The 16,330-nt window shown below is 69.9% G+C and carries 11 protein-coding genes; 4 read left to right on the top strand and 7 right to left on the bottom strand.

The window, feature by feature from the left end; translation table 11 throughout:
- Window positions 1-76: 76 nt before the first annotated feature.
- Window positions 77-2,584, bottom strand: a complete 2,508-nt coding sequence (locus tag H1Q64_RS08245) for a penicillin-binding protein 1A (protein WP_237903134.1) — start codon at window positions 2,582-2,584, stop codon at window positions 77-79.
- Window positions 2,585-2,835: 251 nt separating this feature from the next.
- On the bottom strand, window positions 2,836-4,143 hold the full coding sequence (locus H1Q64_RS08240) for an N-acetylmuramoyl-L-alanine amidase (RefSeq protein ID WP_237903133.1): 1,308 nt from the start codon (window positions 4,141-4,143) through the stop codon (window positions 2,836-2,838).
- 574 nt (window positions 4,144-4,717) lie between these two features.
- On the opposite strand from H1Q64_RS08240, the gene H1Q64_RS08235 reads away from it, so the two are divergent.
- Both H1Q64_RS08235 and greB read left to right on the top strand, forming a co-directional pair.
- Window positions 4,718-7,861, top strand: a complete 3,144-nt coding sequence (locus H1Q64_RS08235; protein WP_237903132.1) for an Rne/Rng family ribonuclease — start codon at window positions 4,718-4,720, stop codon at window positions 7,859-7,861.
- 81 nt (window positions 7,862-7,942) lie between these two features.
- Window positions 7,943-8,506 (top strand): transcription elongation factor GreB, encoded by a 564-nt coding sequence (greB, locus tag H1Q64_RS08230; protein ID WP_188262610.1) that lies wholly within the window; start codon window positions 7,943-7,945, stop codon window positions 8,504-8,506.
- Between the two features lie 11 nt (window positions 8,507-8,517).
- Here greB and H1Q64_RS08225 read toward each other — a convergent pair whose 3' ends face one another.
- The 3 genes from H1Q64_RS08225 to H1Q64_RS08215 form a co-directional block, all read right to left on the bottom strand.
- The gene (locus tag H1Q64_RS08225; protein ID WP_237903131.1) at window positions 8,518-9,129 is read right to left on the bottom strand and encodes an HAD family hydrolase; all 612 of its coding nucleotides are present in this window, start codon (window positions 9,127-9,129) and stop codon (window positions 8,518-8,520) included.
- A gap of 20 nt (window positions 9,130-9,149) precedes the next feature.
- Window positions 9,150-9,905 carry a DsbA family protein gene (locus H1Q64_RS08220; RefSeq protein ID WP_237903130.1) on the bottom strand — a complete coding sequence of 252 codons (756 nt, stop codon included), beginning with the start codon at window positions 9,903-9,905 and terminating at the stop codon, window positions 9,150-9,152.
- 107 nt (window positions 9,906-10,012) lie between these two features.
- On the bottom strand, window positions 10,013-11,365 hold the full coding sequence (locus H1Q64_RS08215) for a M48 family metalloprotease (protein WP_237903129.1): 1,353 nt from the start codon (window positions 11,363-11,365) through the stop codon (window positions 10,013-10,015).
- Between H1Q64_RS08215 and H1Q64_RS33800 the strand changes: the two genes are divergently transcribed.
- Entirely contained in the window at window positions 11,334-12,743 is a 1,410-nt protein-coding gene (locus tag H1Q64_RS33800) for a gamma-glutamyltransferase (protein ID WP_269145330.1), read from the top strand. The genes H1Q64_RS08215 and H1Q64_RS33800 overlap by 32 nt on opposite strands.
- A 19-nt stretch (window positions 12,744-12,762) precedes the next feature.
- On the top strand, window positions 12,763-13,917 hold the full coding sequence (locus H1Q64_RS08205) for a pyridoxal phosphate-dependent aminotransferase (protein ID WP_237903128.1): 1,155 nt from the start codon (window positions 12,763-12,765) through the stop codon (window positions 13,915-13,917).
- Window positions 13,918-14,086: 169 nt separating this feature from the next.
- On the opposite strand, the gene H1Q64_RS08200 is transcribed toward H1Q64_RS08205, so the two are convergent.
- Together H1Q64_RS08200 and H1Q64_RS08195 are read right to left on the bottom strand one after the other, a co-directional pair.
- Window positions 14,087-15,451 carry a glutamate--cysteine ligase gene (locus H1Q64_RS08200; protein WP_237903127.1) on the bottom strand — a complete coding sequence of 455 codons (1,365 nt, stop codon included), beginning with the start codon at window positions 15,449-15,451 and terminating at the stop codon, window positions 14,087-14,089.
- 81 nt (window positions 15,452-15,532) lie between these two features.
- Window positions 15,533-16,327: a 16S rRNA (uracil(1498)-N(3))-methyltransferase gene (locus tag H1Q64_RS08195; protein WP_237903126.1), complete on the bottom strand. Its 795-nt coding sequence runs from the start codon at window positions 16,325-16,327 to the stop codon at window positions 15,533-15,535.
- Window positions 16,328-16,330 lie beyond the last annotated feature (3 nt).

The raw sequence follows: 16,330 nt of genomic DNA, 5'->3' as shown, positions 1-16,330 counted from the left end.
AAAAGAAAAGCCCCGCCTCCCGAACCGGGAAGCGGGGCTTTTTTCTTGTCGAACCCGTCCGGTCGAACCGGTCCGGTCAGTAGAGACCGCCAGTCCCCACCGTCGCCGCCGATGGCGGAGCCGCCGGAGCGCCCCAGCCACCCGGCTGCTGGGCCGCCGGATCGCCGCCAGGCACCCCGCCGGTCCAGCCGCCGTCCGCGGCGTGGGCCGAGCCGTCCAGCACCATCTGCGGCTGGTCGGGGTTCGGCTCGGTGCCGGGGATGAAGGCTTCCCAGATCGCCTTGCGCTCGCCGGGCTGGGCAAGGCGCCCGTTCTCCGGGTTGACGCGGACGAGGCGCAGGCCGCGCGGCACGCGGAACGGCGTAGCCGGCTGGTCCTTCAGCGCCACCTCCATCACGTCCTTGAACACCGGAACCGCCGCCGAGCCGCCGGTTTCGCGGGCGCCCAGCGAGCGCGGCTGGTCGAAGCCGATGTAGGTGCCGACGACGAGGTCGGGCGAGAAGCCCATGAACCACGCGTCATGGCTGTCGTTGGTCGTGCCGGTCTTGCCGGCCAACGGCTTGCCCAGCGACAGCAGCTTCGTCGCCGTGCCACGCTGGACGACGCCCTCCAGCATGGAGACCATCTGGTAGACGGTGCGCGGGTCGTTCACCTGCTCCCGCGTGTCGGCGACGGCGGGAACGGTCAGCCCATCGCTCCAGGCCACCTGATTGCAGGAGGCGCAGGGGCGCGTGTCGTGGCGGAAGACGGTCTTGCCGTTGCGGTCCTGCACCCGGTCGATGAAGGTCGGGCTGACCCGCTTGCCGCCGTTGGCCAGCATGGCGTAGGCGGTGGCAAGGCGCAGCACCGTCGTCTCGCCCGCGCCGAGCGACATCGGCAGGTAGGGCTGGAGGTTGTCGGTGATGCCGAAATTCTCAGCCAGCGCCTTCACCTTGTCCATGCCGACGGCCTGGGCCAGACGGACGGTCATGACGTTCCGCGACTTCTCGATGCCGGCGCGCAGCGGCGTCGGGCCGTAGAACTCGTGGCTGTAGTTCTCCGGCCGCCAGATCGGCTGGCCATGACCCGGGTCGTATTCGAACGGGGCGTCCATCACCAGCGAGGACGGGGTGAAGCCCTGGTTCAGCGCCGTCAGATAGACGAAGGGCTTGAAGGAGGAGCCCGGCTGGCGCATCGCCTGGGTGGCGCGGTTGAAGGAACTCATGTGCGGGGAGAAGCCGCCGACCATGGCGAGCACGCGGCCGGTGTGCGGGTCGAGCGCGACCAGACCGCCCTGCACCGCCGGGACCTGCCGCAGCGCGTAGGTGCCCGCCGGCGGCTCCTTGCCCTTCTCGTCCTTGCCGGCGGCCTCGACCAGGATCAGGTCGCCCAGCTTGGCGACGTCGGAGGGGCGGCGGATCTCCGGGCCGAGCCGGTTGTCGTCGCGTTGCGCCCGCGCCCAGCGCAGCTCGGCCAGCGGCACCCGGCCACGCGAGCCGTCCGGCAGACCGATGTCGAGCGCCGCCGCCTCGTCGTCCTTCAGCACCACCGCCAGATGCCAGCCCTCGGAGCCGGCGGGCGGCGCCATGGAGGCGAGCTTCTTCGCCCAGTTGTCGAAATTCTCCATCTTGCCGACCGGCCCGCGGTAGCCGTGGCGGCGGTCGTACTGCACCAGCCCGGTGCGTAGCGCCTTGGTCGCCGCCTGCTGGAGCACCGGGTCCATGGAGGCGCGGACCGACAGGCCGCCCTCGTAGAGCGCCTGCTCGCCATAGAGCTTCACCAGCTCGCGCCGGACCTCCTCGGCGAAATACTCCGACGTCACATACTCCTGCTCGTCGCGCTTACGCACGACCAAGGGCTTGGACTGGGCGATCCTGGCCTCTTCCGGGGTGATGTGCCCGTCCTCGGCCATGCGCCCGATCACCCAGTTGCGCCGCGCGATGGCGGCGTCGCGCTGGCGTTCCGGGTGGTAGTTGCTGGGCGCCTTGGGCAGGGCCGCCAGATAGGCCGCCTCCTCGATGTCCAGCTCGTCCAGCGCCTTGTTGAAGTAGTTCAGCGCCGCCGCCGCCACGCCGTAGGAGCGGTATCCCAGGAATATCTCGTTCAGGTACAGCTCGAGGATGCGGTCCTTGCTGAAGGCCCGCTCGATGCGGACCGCCAGGATCGCCTCCTTGATCTTGCGCGAGAAGGACACCTCGTTGGTCAGCAGCATGTTCTTGGCGACCTGCTGCGTGATCGTCGAGGCGCCCATCGGCCGGCGGTCGCGGCCGAGATTCTCCACGTTGGTCAGGATGGCGCGGGCAATGCCGACGGGGTCGATGCCCTTGTGGTCGTAGAAGTTCTTGTCCTCGGCGGACAGGAAGGCGTTGGTCACGCGCTTCGGCATGGCGTCGATGGGGACGAACACGCGCTTTTCCGACGCGAACTCCGCCAGCAGGCGTCCGTCGCCCGCATGGACGCGGGTGGTCACCGGCGGTTCGTAGTTGGCGAGCTTGGTGTAGTCCGGCAGTTCGTGATCGTAATGGTCCAGCATGTAGACCAGCCCCCCCGCCCCGGCCAGGGCGAGGATCACGACGGCCATCAGGGCGGACAGAATAAAGCGCATGACGGTTCCCAGACAGGCATGGCGGCGGCCCCGCCGCCTTCGTCCGGGACAGAGACCGGGAAGACGCGGAACCGTCCGATGGGCGGCATCCTACACCGCGAGGGGCGGCAGTCCGACTCCCTCGCAGCCATGTCAGGAAAATGTGACGGCCACAAGGCGCATGCAAGAAAGTGGTGACCGGAGAGAGCGTATGTCCGACCGCCTTTGCCCGCATGGCTGTGGCCGGGCAGCGGTGCCCGGCGGAGCGGTTCTCAGCTCTTCTGCGCCCCGGTCAGCCACTTGAAATAGGCGTCGATGGTGCGGACCATGCCGCGGCCCAGCTTCTCGCGGTGGGCCGACTTGCTCAGCAGGCTCACGTCCTGGGGGCTCGACAGATAACCCATCTCGACCAGGGCGGACGGCATGTCCGGCGCGGTCAGCACGGCGAAGCCGGCCTGACGGTGCGGCTTGCTGGGGATCAGCTTGACCTCGCGGCCGAGATGCTCCAGCGCCATGTTGGCAAAGCGCTTGGAGTGGTTCATCGTGTCGCGCTGGGCGAGGTCGATGAGGATCGAGGCCACAAGATCGTTCTCGGAGGACAGGTCCATGCCGGCCAGCGCGTCGGCCCGGTTCTCCTTGGCGGCCAGCATCTCCGCCTCGCGGTCGGACGCCCGGTCGGACAGGGTGTAGATGGACAGGCCGCGCATGTTGGCGGAGCCGATGCTGTCGGCGTGCAGCGACAGGAACAGGTCGGCGTTGGCCTCCCGCGCGATGGCGACGCGGTCGCGCAGGCGGATGAACACGTCCTTGTCGCGGGTCAGCCGCACCCGGTAGCGGCCCGAACCTTCCAACTGGCGCTTCAACTCCCGCGCCATCGCCAGCGTGATGTCCTTCTCATAGACCCCGCCGACGCCGACCGCGCCGGGATCGACGCCGCCATGGCCGGGATCGACCACGACCATCGGCTTTTCCGGGACCGGCGCCGCCCGCGGCGGGACCGGCGGCGGCAGGGCCGCGGCGACCGGCACGATGGGGTCCTTGCGCGCCGGCGGGCGGGCCGCCTCGCGGCTCACCGACGCCGTGGCCGTGGTGGCTGCGACCGGGGCGGAGGCGGCGAACTGCGCCGGGGTGGTGCGGGCGATGTCGAGGACGAAGCGCGGCTTGAAGCCGTCGCGCGGCGGGATGAGGTAGGACTCGACCACCCGTGCCGGGCCATCGGTTTCCACCACGAGGCGGGAAGCGCCGCCGTCGCGCCCTTCGAAGCGGTAGCGGGCGACCACGCCCTTGCCCGCCATCACCGTGTTGCCGCCCGGCCAGCTTACGTCCGGCAAATCGACCACGACGCGGTAGGGGGAGCCGTGCACCGACACGGTGAAGGGAACCGAGTCGGTGAGTTCCAGAACCAGCCGCGTCTTGTCGGGATGCAGACCGAGACGCGCGTTCAGGACGGACACCCGCTCCTGGACCGGCGGCGGAAAGGGCAGGGCCGCGGTGGTCTGGGCCTGCGCCGGGGCGCACGGCAAGGCGACCGCCCCCAGAAGGGCGCCCAGCGCAGCGACAATCGCGAGCAATCGGGGCATCCGTTCCACCAGAAACCGCAAACCGGCAAAGCCAGCGGTCAGCTATAGCGCAGCGAAATCAAGGCGCTCAACGGTGGCGTCCGGAGGCGTGGCGGAATTGTCGGCGAGGGTGCCGTTCGTGCAACAGTGCCCTGCTTCGCCCTCATCCCGGTGGAATGCCGCCGAACCGGATGCGGCGGACCGCAACTTTCGCCGAATTCCACGTTGTGCATGGTTTCGTGCTTGTCTATGGTAGCTCTGCGACATACCGCGACCCACCAGCCCACTCTTCCGAGAGGTTTCTCTCCGGGGTGACTGTGGGCGTCGCCCGCGGACCCCCACGGCCGAAATTTACATCATCGGGCGCGGTCCGGGGCGTGACGCTTCTGGGTTGCCGGTGGATTGGGACGAAACCTCGAAGCTGGTGCCGGCCGCAAGGCCGTAACCCGGAGGCCGAAGCCCGACCCGTCCTGGCTGCTTCGTCAGCGCCGTTCGACGGGTTAGGGGCCGGTTCCGCAGGCTTCGCTCACAACGATGACGCGCCCCGGCGGCTTGACCGTCGCGCGGGCGGCCTGGGGCGTCATGGGGATCTTGTATGGCCAAGCGCATGCTGGTGGACGCCACGCACCCGGAGGAAACCCGGGTTGCCGTGGTCAATGGGAACAGACTCGAAGATCTCGACTTCGAAATCGCCACCCGGAAGCAACTCAAGGGCAACATCTATCTTGCCAAGGTGACCCGGGTCGAGCCGTCGCTCCAGGCAGCCTTCGTGGAATATGGCGGGAACCGGCACGGCTTCCTGGCCTTCTCGGAAATCCATCCCGACTACTACCGCATCCCGATCGCCGACCGTGAGGCCCTGCTGGCCGAAGAGCGCCGGCTGGAGGAGCAGGCCGAGGCCCGCGCCGAGGCCGCCGCCGACGGCGCCGTGATGGCCGAGCCGATCCGTCCGGAGCAGGTGGAGGAGGAAGTCTCCCCGATGCCGGGCTCCTACGCGGAGGCCGAGGGCGACGGTTTCGAGGGCGACGTCCCGGCCTTCGCCACGGATGGCGGCTCGGATGAGGCCGCTGAGTCGGACGAGGCTCCGGAAGGCGCCGCTCCGGCCGAAAGCCCGGACGTCATCGGCGGGGACGAGGTCGAGGAGGCCCACCGCCGCCGCGCCCGACCGCTGCGCAGCTACAAGATCCAGGAAGTCATCAAGCGCCGGCAGGTCATGCTGGTCCAGGTGACCAAGGAGGAGCGCGGCAACAAGGGCGCGGCGCTGACCACCTACTTGTCGCTGCCGGGCCGCTACTGCGTGCTGATGCCCAACACGGGCCGCGGCGGCGGGATCTCCCGCAAGATCACCAACCCCGCCGACCGCAAGCGCCTGAAGGATATCCTGTCCGACCTGGACGTTCCGGAGGGCATGGCGGTCATCCTGCGCACCGCCGGTCTGGAGCGCTCCAAGCCGGAGATCAAGCGCGATCTCGAATATCTGCTGCGCCTGTGGGACGACATCCGCGTCCAGACGCTGAAGTCCTCCGCGCCCTGCCTCATCTATGAGGAGGCGAACCTCATCAAGCGCTCGATCCGCGATCTCTACACCGACGACATCGACGAGATCTGGGTTGAGGGCAGCGCCGGTTTCAATACCGCGCGCGACTTCATGCGCATGATGATGCCGAGCCACACCAAGCGCGTCATGCAGTACCAGGACGACACGATCCCGCTGTTCCACCGCTATCAGGTGGAAACGCAGATCGACGCGATCCACAGCCCGGTGGTGCAGCTCCGCTCCGGCGGCTACATCGTCATCAACCCGACGGAAGCGCTGGTTTCCATCGACGTCAACTCGGGCCGGTCCACGCGCGAGCGCAACATCGAGGAGACGGCCTACAAGACCAACCTCGAAGCCGCCGACGAGGTGGCGCGCCAGCTTCGCCTGCGCGACCTCGCGGGCCTCATCGTGATCGATTTCATCGACATGGAGGAGCCCCGCAACAACGCCGCGGTGGAGCGCCGCCTGAAGGAGGCGATGAAGAACGACCGGGCGCGCATCCAGCTCGGCCGCATCTCCGCCTTCGGCCTGCTGGAACTGTCGCGCCAGCGCCTGCGCCCGTCGCTGCTGGAAACCAACTTCGAGCGCTGCCCGCACTGCTCCGGCACCGGCGTCATCCGCTCGGTGGAGTCCGCCTCTCTGCACGTGCTGCGCGCCATCGAGGAGGAGGGCATCCGCAAGCGGTCGTCGGAGATCACCGTCTTCGTGCCGTCCCGCATCGCGCTCTACATCCTCAACCAGAAGCGCGGCGAGCTGACCAAGATCGAGGACCGCTACCGGTTCCGCGTCATGGTCCAGGCCGACGACACGCTGATCGCGCCGGACCTGCGGCTTGAGCGCGTGAAGGCCCGCACGCCGGAGGACGACGTGCCGCTGGTCAGCGCTGAGCGCGTGCTGGCCGAGACCGACCGCATCCTGGCCGCCGAGGCCGAGGAGGCCGAGGAAGAGGCGCCCGTCGTCGAGGCCGTCGAGGCCGAGGTCACCGAACGCGCCGACGCCGTCGGGGAGAGCGAGGGCGACCGCCGCCGCCGCCGCCGCCGCCGCCGTGGCCGCGGGCGTGACCGCGAGGATGGCCGCGCGCCGTTCGGCGAGTCCGCCGAAGCGTCCGACGAGGCGACCGAGGGCGACGAGATCGAAGCGGAGACCGCCGACGCCGACGAGACGGCGGTCGACGAGGAAGCGATCGAGCGCGCCCAGATCGAGGCTCCGGAGTTCGTCATCAACGATGTCGATGTCGGCCCTGCCCACATCGAGGACGACGAGGACGAGGAGGCCGACCTGGCCGCGTCCGACGCGGACGACGGCGCCGACGCGTTCGAGCCGAACGGCGATGGCGAGGGCAACGGAGAGCGCAAGAAGCGCCGCCGCGGCAAGCGCGGTGGCCGCCGGCGGTCCCGCCAGCGCGAGGGCCTGGAGGCCGGCGAGGGCATGCCCTCCGACGGCACCGAGGGCGAGGCGGAAGCCGAGTCCTTCCCGACCGCTGTCGAGGCCGGCCGCGCCGTCAACCCGCCGGAACTGCCGGCGGACATGGAGCCGGTCGAGTTCGACTGGGTCCTGACCAGTGCGGTGGCCGCCGAGGCTGCTCCGGAAACTGCGGCGGACACCGCTGCGGAGGGTCCGGCCGCCGAGGAGGCCGCCCCGGTGGCCGAGGAAGCTCCGGCCCGCAAGCCGCGCCGTGGCCGTGCCAAGGCGACCGCCGCCGAGGCCGCCGAAGCGGTGACGGCGGAGCCGGAAGCCGCCCCAGCCAAGCCGAAGCGCGCCGCGAAGGGCGCCGCCAAGGGTGGCAAGGCCGCCGCGAAGGCCGCCGCTCCGGAGGAAACCGCTCCGCCGCCGGCCAAGCCGTCGCGCAGCCGCAAGGCGAAGACCGTGGCCGCCGAGGCCGCGCCTGCCCCGGCGCCGATTGCGGCCCCGGTCGCCGAGGAGCCGAAGAAGCGCCCGGCGCGCAAGCGCAAGACCGCGGCGGACGCTCCCGCCGAGGCGGCGCCCGCTCCGGCCCCGGTTGCGGCTCCGGTCGCCGAGGAGCCGAAGAAGCGCCCGGCGCGCAAGCGCAAGACCGCGGCGGACGCTCCCGTCGAGGCGGCGCCCGCTCCGGCGGTCAGCGAGGCGCCGGCGGCCCCGGCCCCGACCCCGGCTAATGAGCCGGCCAGCGCAAACCCCGCTCCGGAGGCCAAGCCGCGCCGGGGCTGGTGGAACCGCTAAGCGCGTTTCATCGCCGTAAAGACTGGAAAAGGCGCCTCGCGGCGCCTTTTCCTTTTCCAGAAACCGCGAAGGGTCCCGACCATGAGCAAGGCCTTCACCCGGGAGAACGACTCCGCCGGCGACGACGACGAGGCCGACGATCCCAAACCCTTGCCCAAGGGCGTGAAAAACTACATGACGCCCGAAGGCTTCCAGCGCATGCAGGAGGAGTTGCGCTCGCTGCTGCGCGTCGAACGTCCGAAGGTGGTCGAGGTGGTCTCCTGGGCCGCCGGCAACGGTGACCGCTCGGAGAACGGCGACTACATCTACGGCAAGAAGCGCCTGCGTGAGATCGACCGGCGCATCCGCTTCCTGACCAAGCGGCTGGAATCGGCGGAGGTGGTCGATCCCACCCTCCAGAAGAACCGTGACCGCGTGTTCTTCGGCGCCACCGTCACCTACGCGCGGGAGGACGGGACGGAGAACACCATCACCATCGTCGGCGCCGACGAGGTGGACATGGACCGCGCCCATGTGAGCTGGATATCGCCCATCGCCCGTGCCCTGCTGAAGGCGCAGGAGGGCGACGTGGTGGACCTGCGCACCCCCGCCGGGCTGGAGCAGATCGAGGTCGTCGCCATCCGCTATCCGGGCGACGCGGCGTAAGAAGGCTGGGGCTACAGAAGCCCCAGTTCCTCCAGTTCGGCGCGCAGGCTGGCGGCCCCGGAGAAACGATGCGCCGTCATGCCGAGGACGCGGGCGGCCTCGACGTTGGCCGGGCTGTCGTCGATAAAGTAGCAGTCCGCCGCCTGCAGGCCATAACGGTCCAGCAGAAGCTGGAAGATTGCCGGGTCCGGCTTCACCAACCTCTCGTCACCCGACACGATGATCCCGTCGAAGACGTTCAGGAAATCGAAGCGCCTGCGGGTCAGCGCCAGCTTCTCCGACGAGAAGTTGGTGATGGAGTAAAGCGGCGTTCCGCGCTGCCTCAACTCCATCAGGATCTCCGGGGTCCCGGCCATGGGGCCGGGCACCATCTCCTCCCACCGCTCGTGATAGGCGCGGATCAACTCGCGGCAGTCGGGAAACTCGGCGGTCAGTACGGCGACCGCCTCGTACCACGGGCGACCGCGGTCCTGCTCCAGGTTCCAGGCGGGGGTGCAGACGTTGTCGAGGAAGTCCTCCATCAGGTCCTCGTACCCGTCGAACAGTTCGCGGTAGAGATGCCGCGGGTCCCATTCGATGAGCACTTGGCCGATGTCGAAGACGACGGTGGTCGGCTTGGTCATCGTCAATTCCCGCCCCGGCCTCAACCCTTGCGGGCCGCGGCGACGAGGTCCTTCATCTGGTCCAGCTTGATGGCGCCGGGGACCAGCTCGTCGCCGATGACGAAGGCCGGGGTGCCGCGGATGCCCAGCTCCTCGGCCAGCGCCTGATTGGCGGCGATGACCTTCAACACCTCGGGGCTGTTCATGTCCTTCTTCAGCTTGTCGGTGTCCAACCCGACCGACTTGGCCAGCCGCTGGATCACGTCGTCGTCGAGCTGGCCGCGGTGGGCCATCAGGGCGTTGTGGAATTCCAGATACTTGCCCTGGCTGCGCGACGCCAGCGCCGCCTTGGCCGCGGTCATCGAGGCCGGGCTGAGGATCGGGAACTCCTTGAAGACGAAGCGCAGCTTGCCGTCGTCCTTGATCAGGCGCTCGGTGTCGGCTTGCACGGCCTTGCAGTAACCGCACTGGTAGTCGAAGAACTCGACCACCGTCACGTCGCCCTTGGGGTTGCCGGCCACCGGATCGGCGGGGTTCTGGAACAGCGCGGCCTTATTGTCGGCCAGCGCCGCCTTGGCCTTCTGCTCCTCGGCCATCTTCTGGCGCTTCTGGAGCGAGTCCACGGCCTCCAGGATGATCTCGGGGTTCTTCAGGATGTAGTCGCGCACGACCTCTTCGACGGCCTTGCGCTGCGCGTCGTCCATCGGGCTCTGCGCCTGGAGGGCGGGGGCCAGCAGCCCCGTCGGAAGGGCCAGCGCGGCGGCGAGCGCCAAGGCGGCGGGGCGGAAGCGGGTCATGGCGAACTCTCTCGTGTGGAGCCTGGAGGGCGCGATTCGGGGCGATACTGTGGACTGGGACGGCAGGGTCAGGCAAGACGGCTGTGCGCCGCGCGAACGGGGGAGACTCACTTGCCGCCCGCCTGCCCGCGGATGTCCTGGGCGCGCAGCCAGCCGGGGGAGCCGGCGGGCAGCAGCTTCTCTGCCCGTTCCGCCTGGAAGCGGGCCATCGGCTTGTCGCCGCGGGCGAAAGCCTCCTCCGCGGTGGCGTAGGCGACCATGCCGGCGTTGCCCTTCATGCTCCAGGCCTGGGCCATCAGCCGCCACAGGAAGGCCGACTGCGCCTGCGTCTTGGACGCCACCTGAAGGTTGCGCAGCGCCTCGTCGGCCAGCCGGCCGTCGTTCTGCTCCATCAGCGAATGGGCCAGCGAGACGCGGATGCTCCCGGCGTCCGGCTCCAGCTCGATCGCCTTGCGGTAGGGCGCGGCGGCGTCCACCGCCCGCCCGTTCTGCAGCATCAGGTCGCCCTTCATCTCATAGAGGAAGGCGTTCTTCGGCTCCTGGGCGATCAGCCCGTCGACCAGCGGCAGGGCCTGCCGGACCTCGCCGCGGCGGAAATAGGCGTAGGCCCGGCCGTAGCGCGCCACGAAGGACGGGTCGTCCGCCTTGTAGCGGCGCAGCGCCCCATTGGGGTCGAGATAGGCGTAGAGCTTGGCCTGGATGCGGCGGAACTCCTCGTTCCACTGGGCGGGAACCGGCTTCCTGCCGGCGCGCGACCGCTCCACGAAGTTGCGCACCGTCTCGATGCGCTCGCGGGTCAGCGGGTGGGTGCGGCGGTAGCCGGCGTCGCGGTCCACCAGCAGCGGGTCGTCGGCGGCACCCAGCTTCTCCAGGAAGGCGACCAGCCCCTCCGCCGAGATGCCGGACTGCTCCATGTAGGACAGGCCCGCTTGGTCGGCCGAGGATTCCTGGCTGCGCGAGAAGGACAGAAAGTTGCGCTCCGCCAGATGCTGGCCCAGCATGACGCCCGCCGCGCCGGCCCCGGCGTTGCCCGCGGCGATGCCACCGACGATGCCGATGCCCATGCCGATCAGCGAGGACAGGAAGGCGTTCTCCATCGCCTCCGACCCGCGGACCAGATGGCCGCCGGCGATGTGGCCGGTTTCGTGGGCGATCACGCCGATGAGCTGCCCGGCGTCCTCCAGCCCCAGCAGCAGGCCGGTGTGCAGGAAGATGTTCTGCCCGCCAGCGACGAAGGCGTTCATCGTGTTGTCGTTGACCAGCACGATGTTCACCGCGTCCGGATCGATGCCGGCGGCCTGGAAGATTGGCCGCGCCATGTCGCGGATGATATGTTCCGTCTCGGCGTCGCTCAGGAACTGCATTTCCTGGCGCCGCTGCGCGCCCGCGGGCGGCGACCACGACAGAACCATCACGGCAACCATGGCGATGACCGAAACCAGCCTGCTGGGCTTGCGCACCGTTACTTCCTCCGCACACCGGGGCACCGGGCAGCCGGTCAAGATGCCGGTCCGGGCGCCCCATTCCACCCGCCGAATCTGGCAAGGGTTGGGCGCGATTGCCATAGCCGCATCACTGGTCGGCGGATGCGTCAACACGAAATACCGCACGGGCGCCCCGGCCCAGAGCTTCGTCGCGGCCGACGAGCCGCGCGCGGCGGAGATCGGGCGCGACGTCATCGCCCAGGGCGGCAAGGCCGGCGACGCCGCCACCGCGATGGCGATGGCGATGGCCGTCACCTTGCCGTCGCGCGTCGGGATGACCGGCGGCGGCGTCTGCGTGGTGTTTGACGCCGCCAAGAAGGAAACCCGCACGCTCGACTTCCTGCCCCGTCCCACCGGTACCGGTGGCGCCCCCCTGCCCGGCTTCCTGCGCGGCGTCTACGCGCTCCAGGCCTCCACCGGGGCGATGCGCTGGGAGCAGACGGTGGTCCCGGCCGAGCAGCTCGCCCGCTCCACCCCGGTCAGCCGGGCGCTGGCCCGCGACCTCGCCGACTCCGCCACCCGCCTGTCCGCCGACCCGGAGGCCCGCCGCGTCTTCCTGCCGGCCGGTGCGCCGCTGGCCGAAGGCGCGCCGCTGAGCCAGCCGGAGCTGGCCGCCAGCCTGTCGCAGGTGCGGCGCAGCGGCATCGCCGCCATGTACGGCGGGCCGCTGGGTGGTGCCGTGGCGCAGGCCGCCACCATCGATCCCGCGGCGGTCCGCGGCTTCCAGCCGCGCTGGACCGGCACAGCGGCGATCCCGCTGGGCATCGTCTCGATGCATTTCGCCCAGCTTCCCGAGACCAACAACGGCGCCGCCCTGGCCGCCGCCTGGAACGCCGCTGCCGACCTGCCGCCCGACCAGCGCGCCGCCCGCGTGGCCCAGACGCTGGGCGCCACCGGCAACGGCGCGTCCGCGCCCGGCGCCGGCCTCGTCGTGATCGACCATGAGGAGAACGGGGTCGCCTGCTCCTTCACCATGGGGGCGCCCTTCGGCAGCGGCCGCATGGTGCCGGGCACCGGCCTGCTGGCCGCCCGCGGGGTGGATGGCGCCGGTTTCGGGGCACCCGCCCTGCTGACCAACGCCATCGTCGGTCGCACCCAGTTCGCCGGGGCGGCCAGCGCCGCCGGCAACGACGGCCCCGCCGCCGCTCCCGCCGCCCTGCTGACCGCCGCCCTGCCCGCCGCGCTGGACAAGGAGCCGGGCGCCGCCATTCGGGTCAGCCGCGCCGCGAACGGGCCGGGACGGGCCACCTTCGTCACCTGCCAGACCTCGATGGAGAGCGGCTGGAAGGAATGCCAGGTCGCCGCCGACCCGCGCGCCCACGCCCTGGGCATACTGGTCGAAACCGAGCGTTGATGTTCAGAAGTCTGGAATCATGAGCAAAGCACCCAAAGTCTCCAAACGGGGCGCCATCCCGCCCTTCTTCGTCATGGAAGTGATGCGCGCCGCCGCCGAGCGCGAAGCCGCCGGCCTGGAGGTCCTGCACATGGAGGTTGGGCAGCCCTCGACCGGCGCGCCGAAGGGCGTGCTGGAGGCCGCCCACCGCATGCTCGACGCCGACGTGCTGGGCTACACCGGGGCGCTGGGTATCCCGGCGCTGCGGGCGGCCATCGCCGGCTGGTACCGCGACCGTTACGGGATCGACGTGCCGGAGCGGCGCGTGGTGGTCACCACCGGCTCGTCCGGGGCCTTCCAGCTCGGTTTCCTGGCGGCCTTCGATCCGGGTGACCGGGTGGCCATGGCCTCGCCCAGCTACCCGGCCTACCGCCACACGCTGACCGCCATCGGGGTCGAGCCGGTGGAACTGCCGACCGGTCCGGAGCACCGCTTCCAGCCGACCATCGAACTGCTGGAGCGGCTCGATCCGCCCATCCAGGGCCTGATCGTCGCCAGCCCGGCCAACCCGACCGGCACGATGCTGAGCCGGGATGAGCTGACCGCGCTCGCGAACTGGTGCGACGCCAAGGGCGTGCGCCTCGTCTCCGACGAGATCTACCACGGCCTGACCTATGGACCGGAGGCCGTGACCGCCGCCGAGGTCAGCGAAAGCGCGCTGGTGGTGAACAGCTTCTCCAAATACTTCTCGATGACCGGCTGGCGGCTTGGCTGGATGATCGTTCCGGACGACCTGATCCGCTCGGTCGAATGCCTCGCCCAGAACCTGTTCATCTCCGCCCCCAGCCTGTCGCAGGCCGCTGCGGTCGCCGCCTTCGCCTGCACCGAGGAGCTGGATGGCCACGTCGCCCGCTACGCCCGCAACCGCGAGCTTCTGCTGAGGGAACTGCCGAAGGCCGGCTTCGACAAGCTGGCTCCGGCCGACGGCGCCTTCTACATCTACGCCGACGTGACGGAGATGACCGACGACAGCGAGGCCTTCTGCAAGCGCATCCTGGCGGAGACGGGCATCGCCTGCACCCCCGGCGTCGACTTCGACCCGGCCCGCGGCCTCCGCTTCGTGCGCTTCAGCTTCGCCGGCTCGGAGGAGACCATCGCCGAGGCGGCCCGGCGGCTGATCGCCTGGAAGAGGTAGGATAGCCCTTCGGTCCTCTCGCACTGAGCCCCCACCCTAACCCTCCCCCGCTATCGCAGGGGAGGGGACGGACGCCACTTCGCAGAAGACACCCTCCCCTGCGCAGCGGGGGAGGGCCGGGGTGGGGGCCCAACGCGACCACTTTGCCAAGCAGCCGCCAGGGCGGAACTCAGTACGCGTATTCCTTGAACACCGGATCGACGCTGCCGCCCCAGGGGCCGTTGAACTTCTCCAGAAGCTCGTCGGCGGGGGTCTGGCCAGACTCGGCGATGTCGAGCAGCGTGTTCAGGAAATGCGCTTCGTCGTCGCCCCAGTTGTCGTTGCGGGCGCGGCGGGCCAGACCGCCGCGGGCGATCTCCAGCACCTCAAGCGCGACCTCCCGCACCGTACGGCCGCGGAAGGGGGTGCGCAACGCGTGGCGCGGCACCTCGGCGCGCAGGTGGGCGCGCTCCTCCGTCGTCCAGCCCTTCACGAGGTCCCAGGCGGCGTCGAGCGCCTGGCTGTCGTAGAGCAGCCCGACCCACAGGGCCGGCAGGGCGCACAGGCGGCGCCAGGGGCCGCCGTCGGCGCCACGCATCTCCAGATACTTCTTCAGACGCACCTCGGGGAAGGAGGTGGTCATGTGGTCGGCCCAGTCTGTGATCAGCGGGATCTCGCCCGGCAACGCCGGCAGGCGGCCCTGCATGAAGTCGCGGAAGGACTGGCCGGAGGCGTCGATGTACGTGCCGTCGCGGTAGACGAAGTACATCGGCACGTCGAGCAGGTAGTCCACGTACCGTTCGAACCCGAAGCCGTCCTCGAACACGAAGGGCAGGTCGCCGGTGCGGTCGGGGTCGGTGTCCGTCCAGATGTGGCTGCGGAAGCTCTGGAAGCCGTTCGGCTTGCCCTCGGTGAAGGGCGAGTTGGCGAACAGCGCCGTGGCGATGGGCTGAAGCGCCAAGCTGACCCGGAACTTCTTCACCATGTCGGCTTCCGACGCGAAGTCCAGGTTCACCTGCACGGTGCAGGTGCGCATCATCATGTCCAGGCCGAGATTGCCGCGCTTGGGCATGTAGTCGCCCATGATCTTGTAGCGGCCCTTGGGCATCCAGGGGATCTCGTCGCGCCGCCATTTCGGCTGGAAGCCGAGGCCCATCATGGCGATGCCCAGCTCGCCCCCGATCTCCTTCACCTGATCGAGGTGGCGGTGCACCTCGGCGCAGGTCTGGTGCAGGGTCTCCAGCGGGGCGCCGGACAGTTCCACCTGCCCGCCCGGCTCCAGCGTGATGTTCGCCATGCCCTGGGTCAGGGCGATGAGGTTGCCCTTCTCCTCCACCGGCTCCCAGCCAAAGCGCTGCAGGCGGGTCAGCAGTTCGCCGATCCCGTCCGGCCCCTCGTAGGGCAGCGGCCGGTGGTCGGAGACGCGGTAGGCGAATTTCTCGTGTTCAGTCCCGATGCGCCACTGGTCGGCCGGCTTGTTGCCGGATTCCAGATAGGCCGCCAGTTGGCGGCGGTCGGTGATCGGTTCACCACGCGTCTGCGGAGGTGCGGACATGGAAGCTCCCGCTTTCAAAAAGTCTAAACTGGCCAACGAGTCAAACGGCCCGCCTCGAAACAGCGGCGCGTCGAGCGGCCCTTACTCCCCGACGGTGGGGTCAGCCGGCGCGCGGAAGGGCGGTCGGGTATCGCCCCCGTCCGCCGTCCAGTCCCCCGCAAGGGCCTGCCAGCAGGCGAGCGCCGCGACCACCGCTGTGTCGGCCCGAAGAATGCGGGGCCCCAGACCGACGGGAACAACAAAGGGTAGTTTGCAAATTTCGTCAAGTTCGGTCTGCGCAAAGCCGCCCTCCGGCCCGATCAGGAAGGCGGCGGGGCCGTGCGGACGGCCGCGGACGGCCTCTGCAATGGGGCGTACGTTCCCGGCCTCGGCGCACAGGTACAGCGTACGTTCGGCCGGCCAACCGGCCAGCGCCTTGTCCAGCGGCAGCGGGTCGGCTATCTCCGGCACGGTCAGCCGCTCCGACTGCTCGGCGGCCTCGATGGCGTTGGCACGCAGGCGGTCGGTGTTGACGCGGTTGGGGTCGGTGCGGCGGGTGAAGACCGGCCACAGCCGCGACACGCCCAGCTCGCTGGCCTTCTCCGCGACGAAATCGATGCGCCCGCGCTTGATCGGGGCGAACAGCAGCCAAAGGTCGGGCCCGGCCGCCTGAGGACGCCGCTGCACCGTCACGGTGAGCGAGCACCAGCCCTTGCCGAAGCCGTCGATGGCGGCCAGCCATTCGCCGTCCTGCCCGTTGAAGACGGCCACGACATCGCCCTTGTCGAGCCGCAGGACGTGGCGCAGGAAATGCGCCCGCTCGTGGTCGAGCCCCACCGCCTGCCCCTCGCCGAGGGGGCTGTCCACATAGAGGCGGGTCTTCGGTTGGTCTGACATGGC

The sequence above is a fragment of the Azospirillum brasilense genome (genome assembly GCF_022023855.1).
In the GTDB taxonomy this organism is placed as follows: domain Bacteria; phylum Pseudomonadota; class Alphaproteobacteria; order Azospirillales; family Azospirillaceae; genus Azospirillum; species Azospirillum brasilense_F.
Note: the sequence above shows the minus strand (reverse complement) of the source record. Positions and strands in the feature narration are given on the sequence as shown.

What these genes read in the sequence shown, in the direction of transcription:
- H1Q64_RS08220 (WP_237903130.1), bottom strand. Translation starts at nt 9,905, where the DNA reads ATGACCCGCTTCCGCCCCGCCGCCTTGGCGCTCGCCGCCGCGCTGGCC.
- H1Q64_RS08245 (WP_237903134.1), bottom strand. Translation starts at nt 2,584, where the DNA reads ATGCGCTTTATTCTGTCCGCCCTGATGGCCGTCGTGATCCTCGCCCTG.
- H1Q64_RS33800 (WP_269145330.1), top strand. Translation starts at nt 11,334, where the DNA reads ATGACCGAAACCAGCCTGCTGGGCTTGCGCACCGTTACTTCCTCCGCA.
- H1Q64_RS08195 (WP_237903126.1), bottom strand. Translation starts at nt 16,327, where the DNA reads ATGTCAGACCAACCGAAGACCCGCCTCTATGTGGACAGCCCCCTCGGC.
- H1Q64_RS08235 (WP_237903132.1), top strand. Translation starts at nt 4,718, where the DNA reads ATGGCCAAGCGCATGCTGGTGGACGCCACGCACCCGGAGGAAACCCGG.
- H1Q64_RS08225 (WP_237903131.1), bottom strand. Translation starts at nt 9,129, where the DNA reads ATGACCAAGCCGACCACCGTCGTCTTCGACATCGGCCAAGTGCTCATC.
- H1Q64_RS08205 (WP_237903128.1), top strand. Translation starts at nt 12,763, where the DNA reads ATGAGCAAAGCACCCAAAGTCTCCAAACGGGGCGCCATCCCGCCCTTC.
- H1Q64_RS08240 (WP_237903133.1), bottom strand. Translation starts at nt 4,143, where the DNA reads ATGCCCCGATTGCTCGCGATTGTCGCTGCGCTGGGCGCCCTTCTGGGG.
- greB (WP_188262610.1), top strand. Translation starts at nt 7,943, where the DNA reads ATGAGCAAGGCCTTCACCCGGGAGAACGACTCCGCCGGCGACGACGAC.
- H1Q64_RS08200 (WP_237903127.1), bottom strand. Translation starts at nt 15,451, where the DNA reads ATGTCCGCACCTCCGCAGACGCGTGGTGAACCGATCACCGACCGCCGC.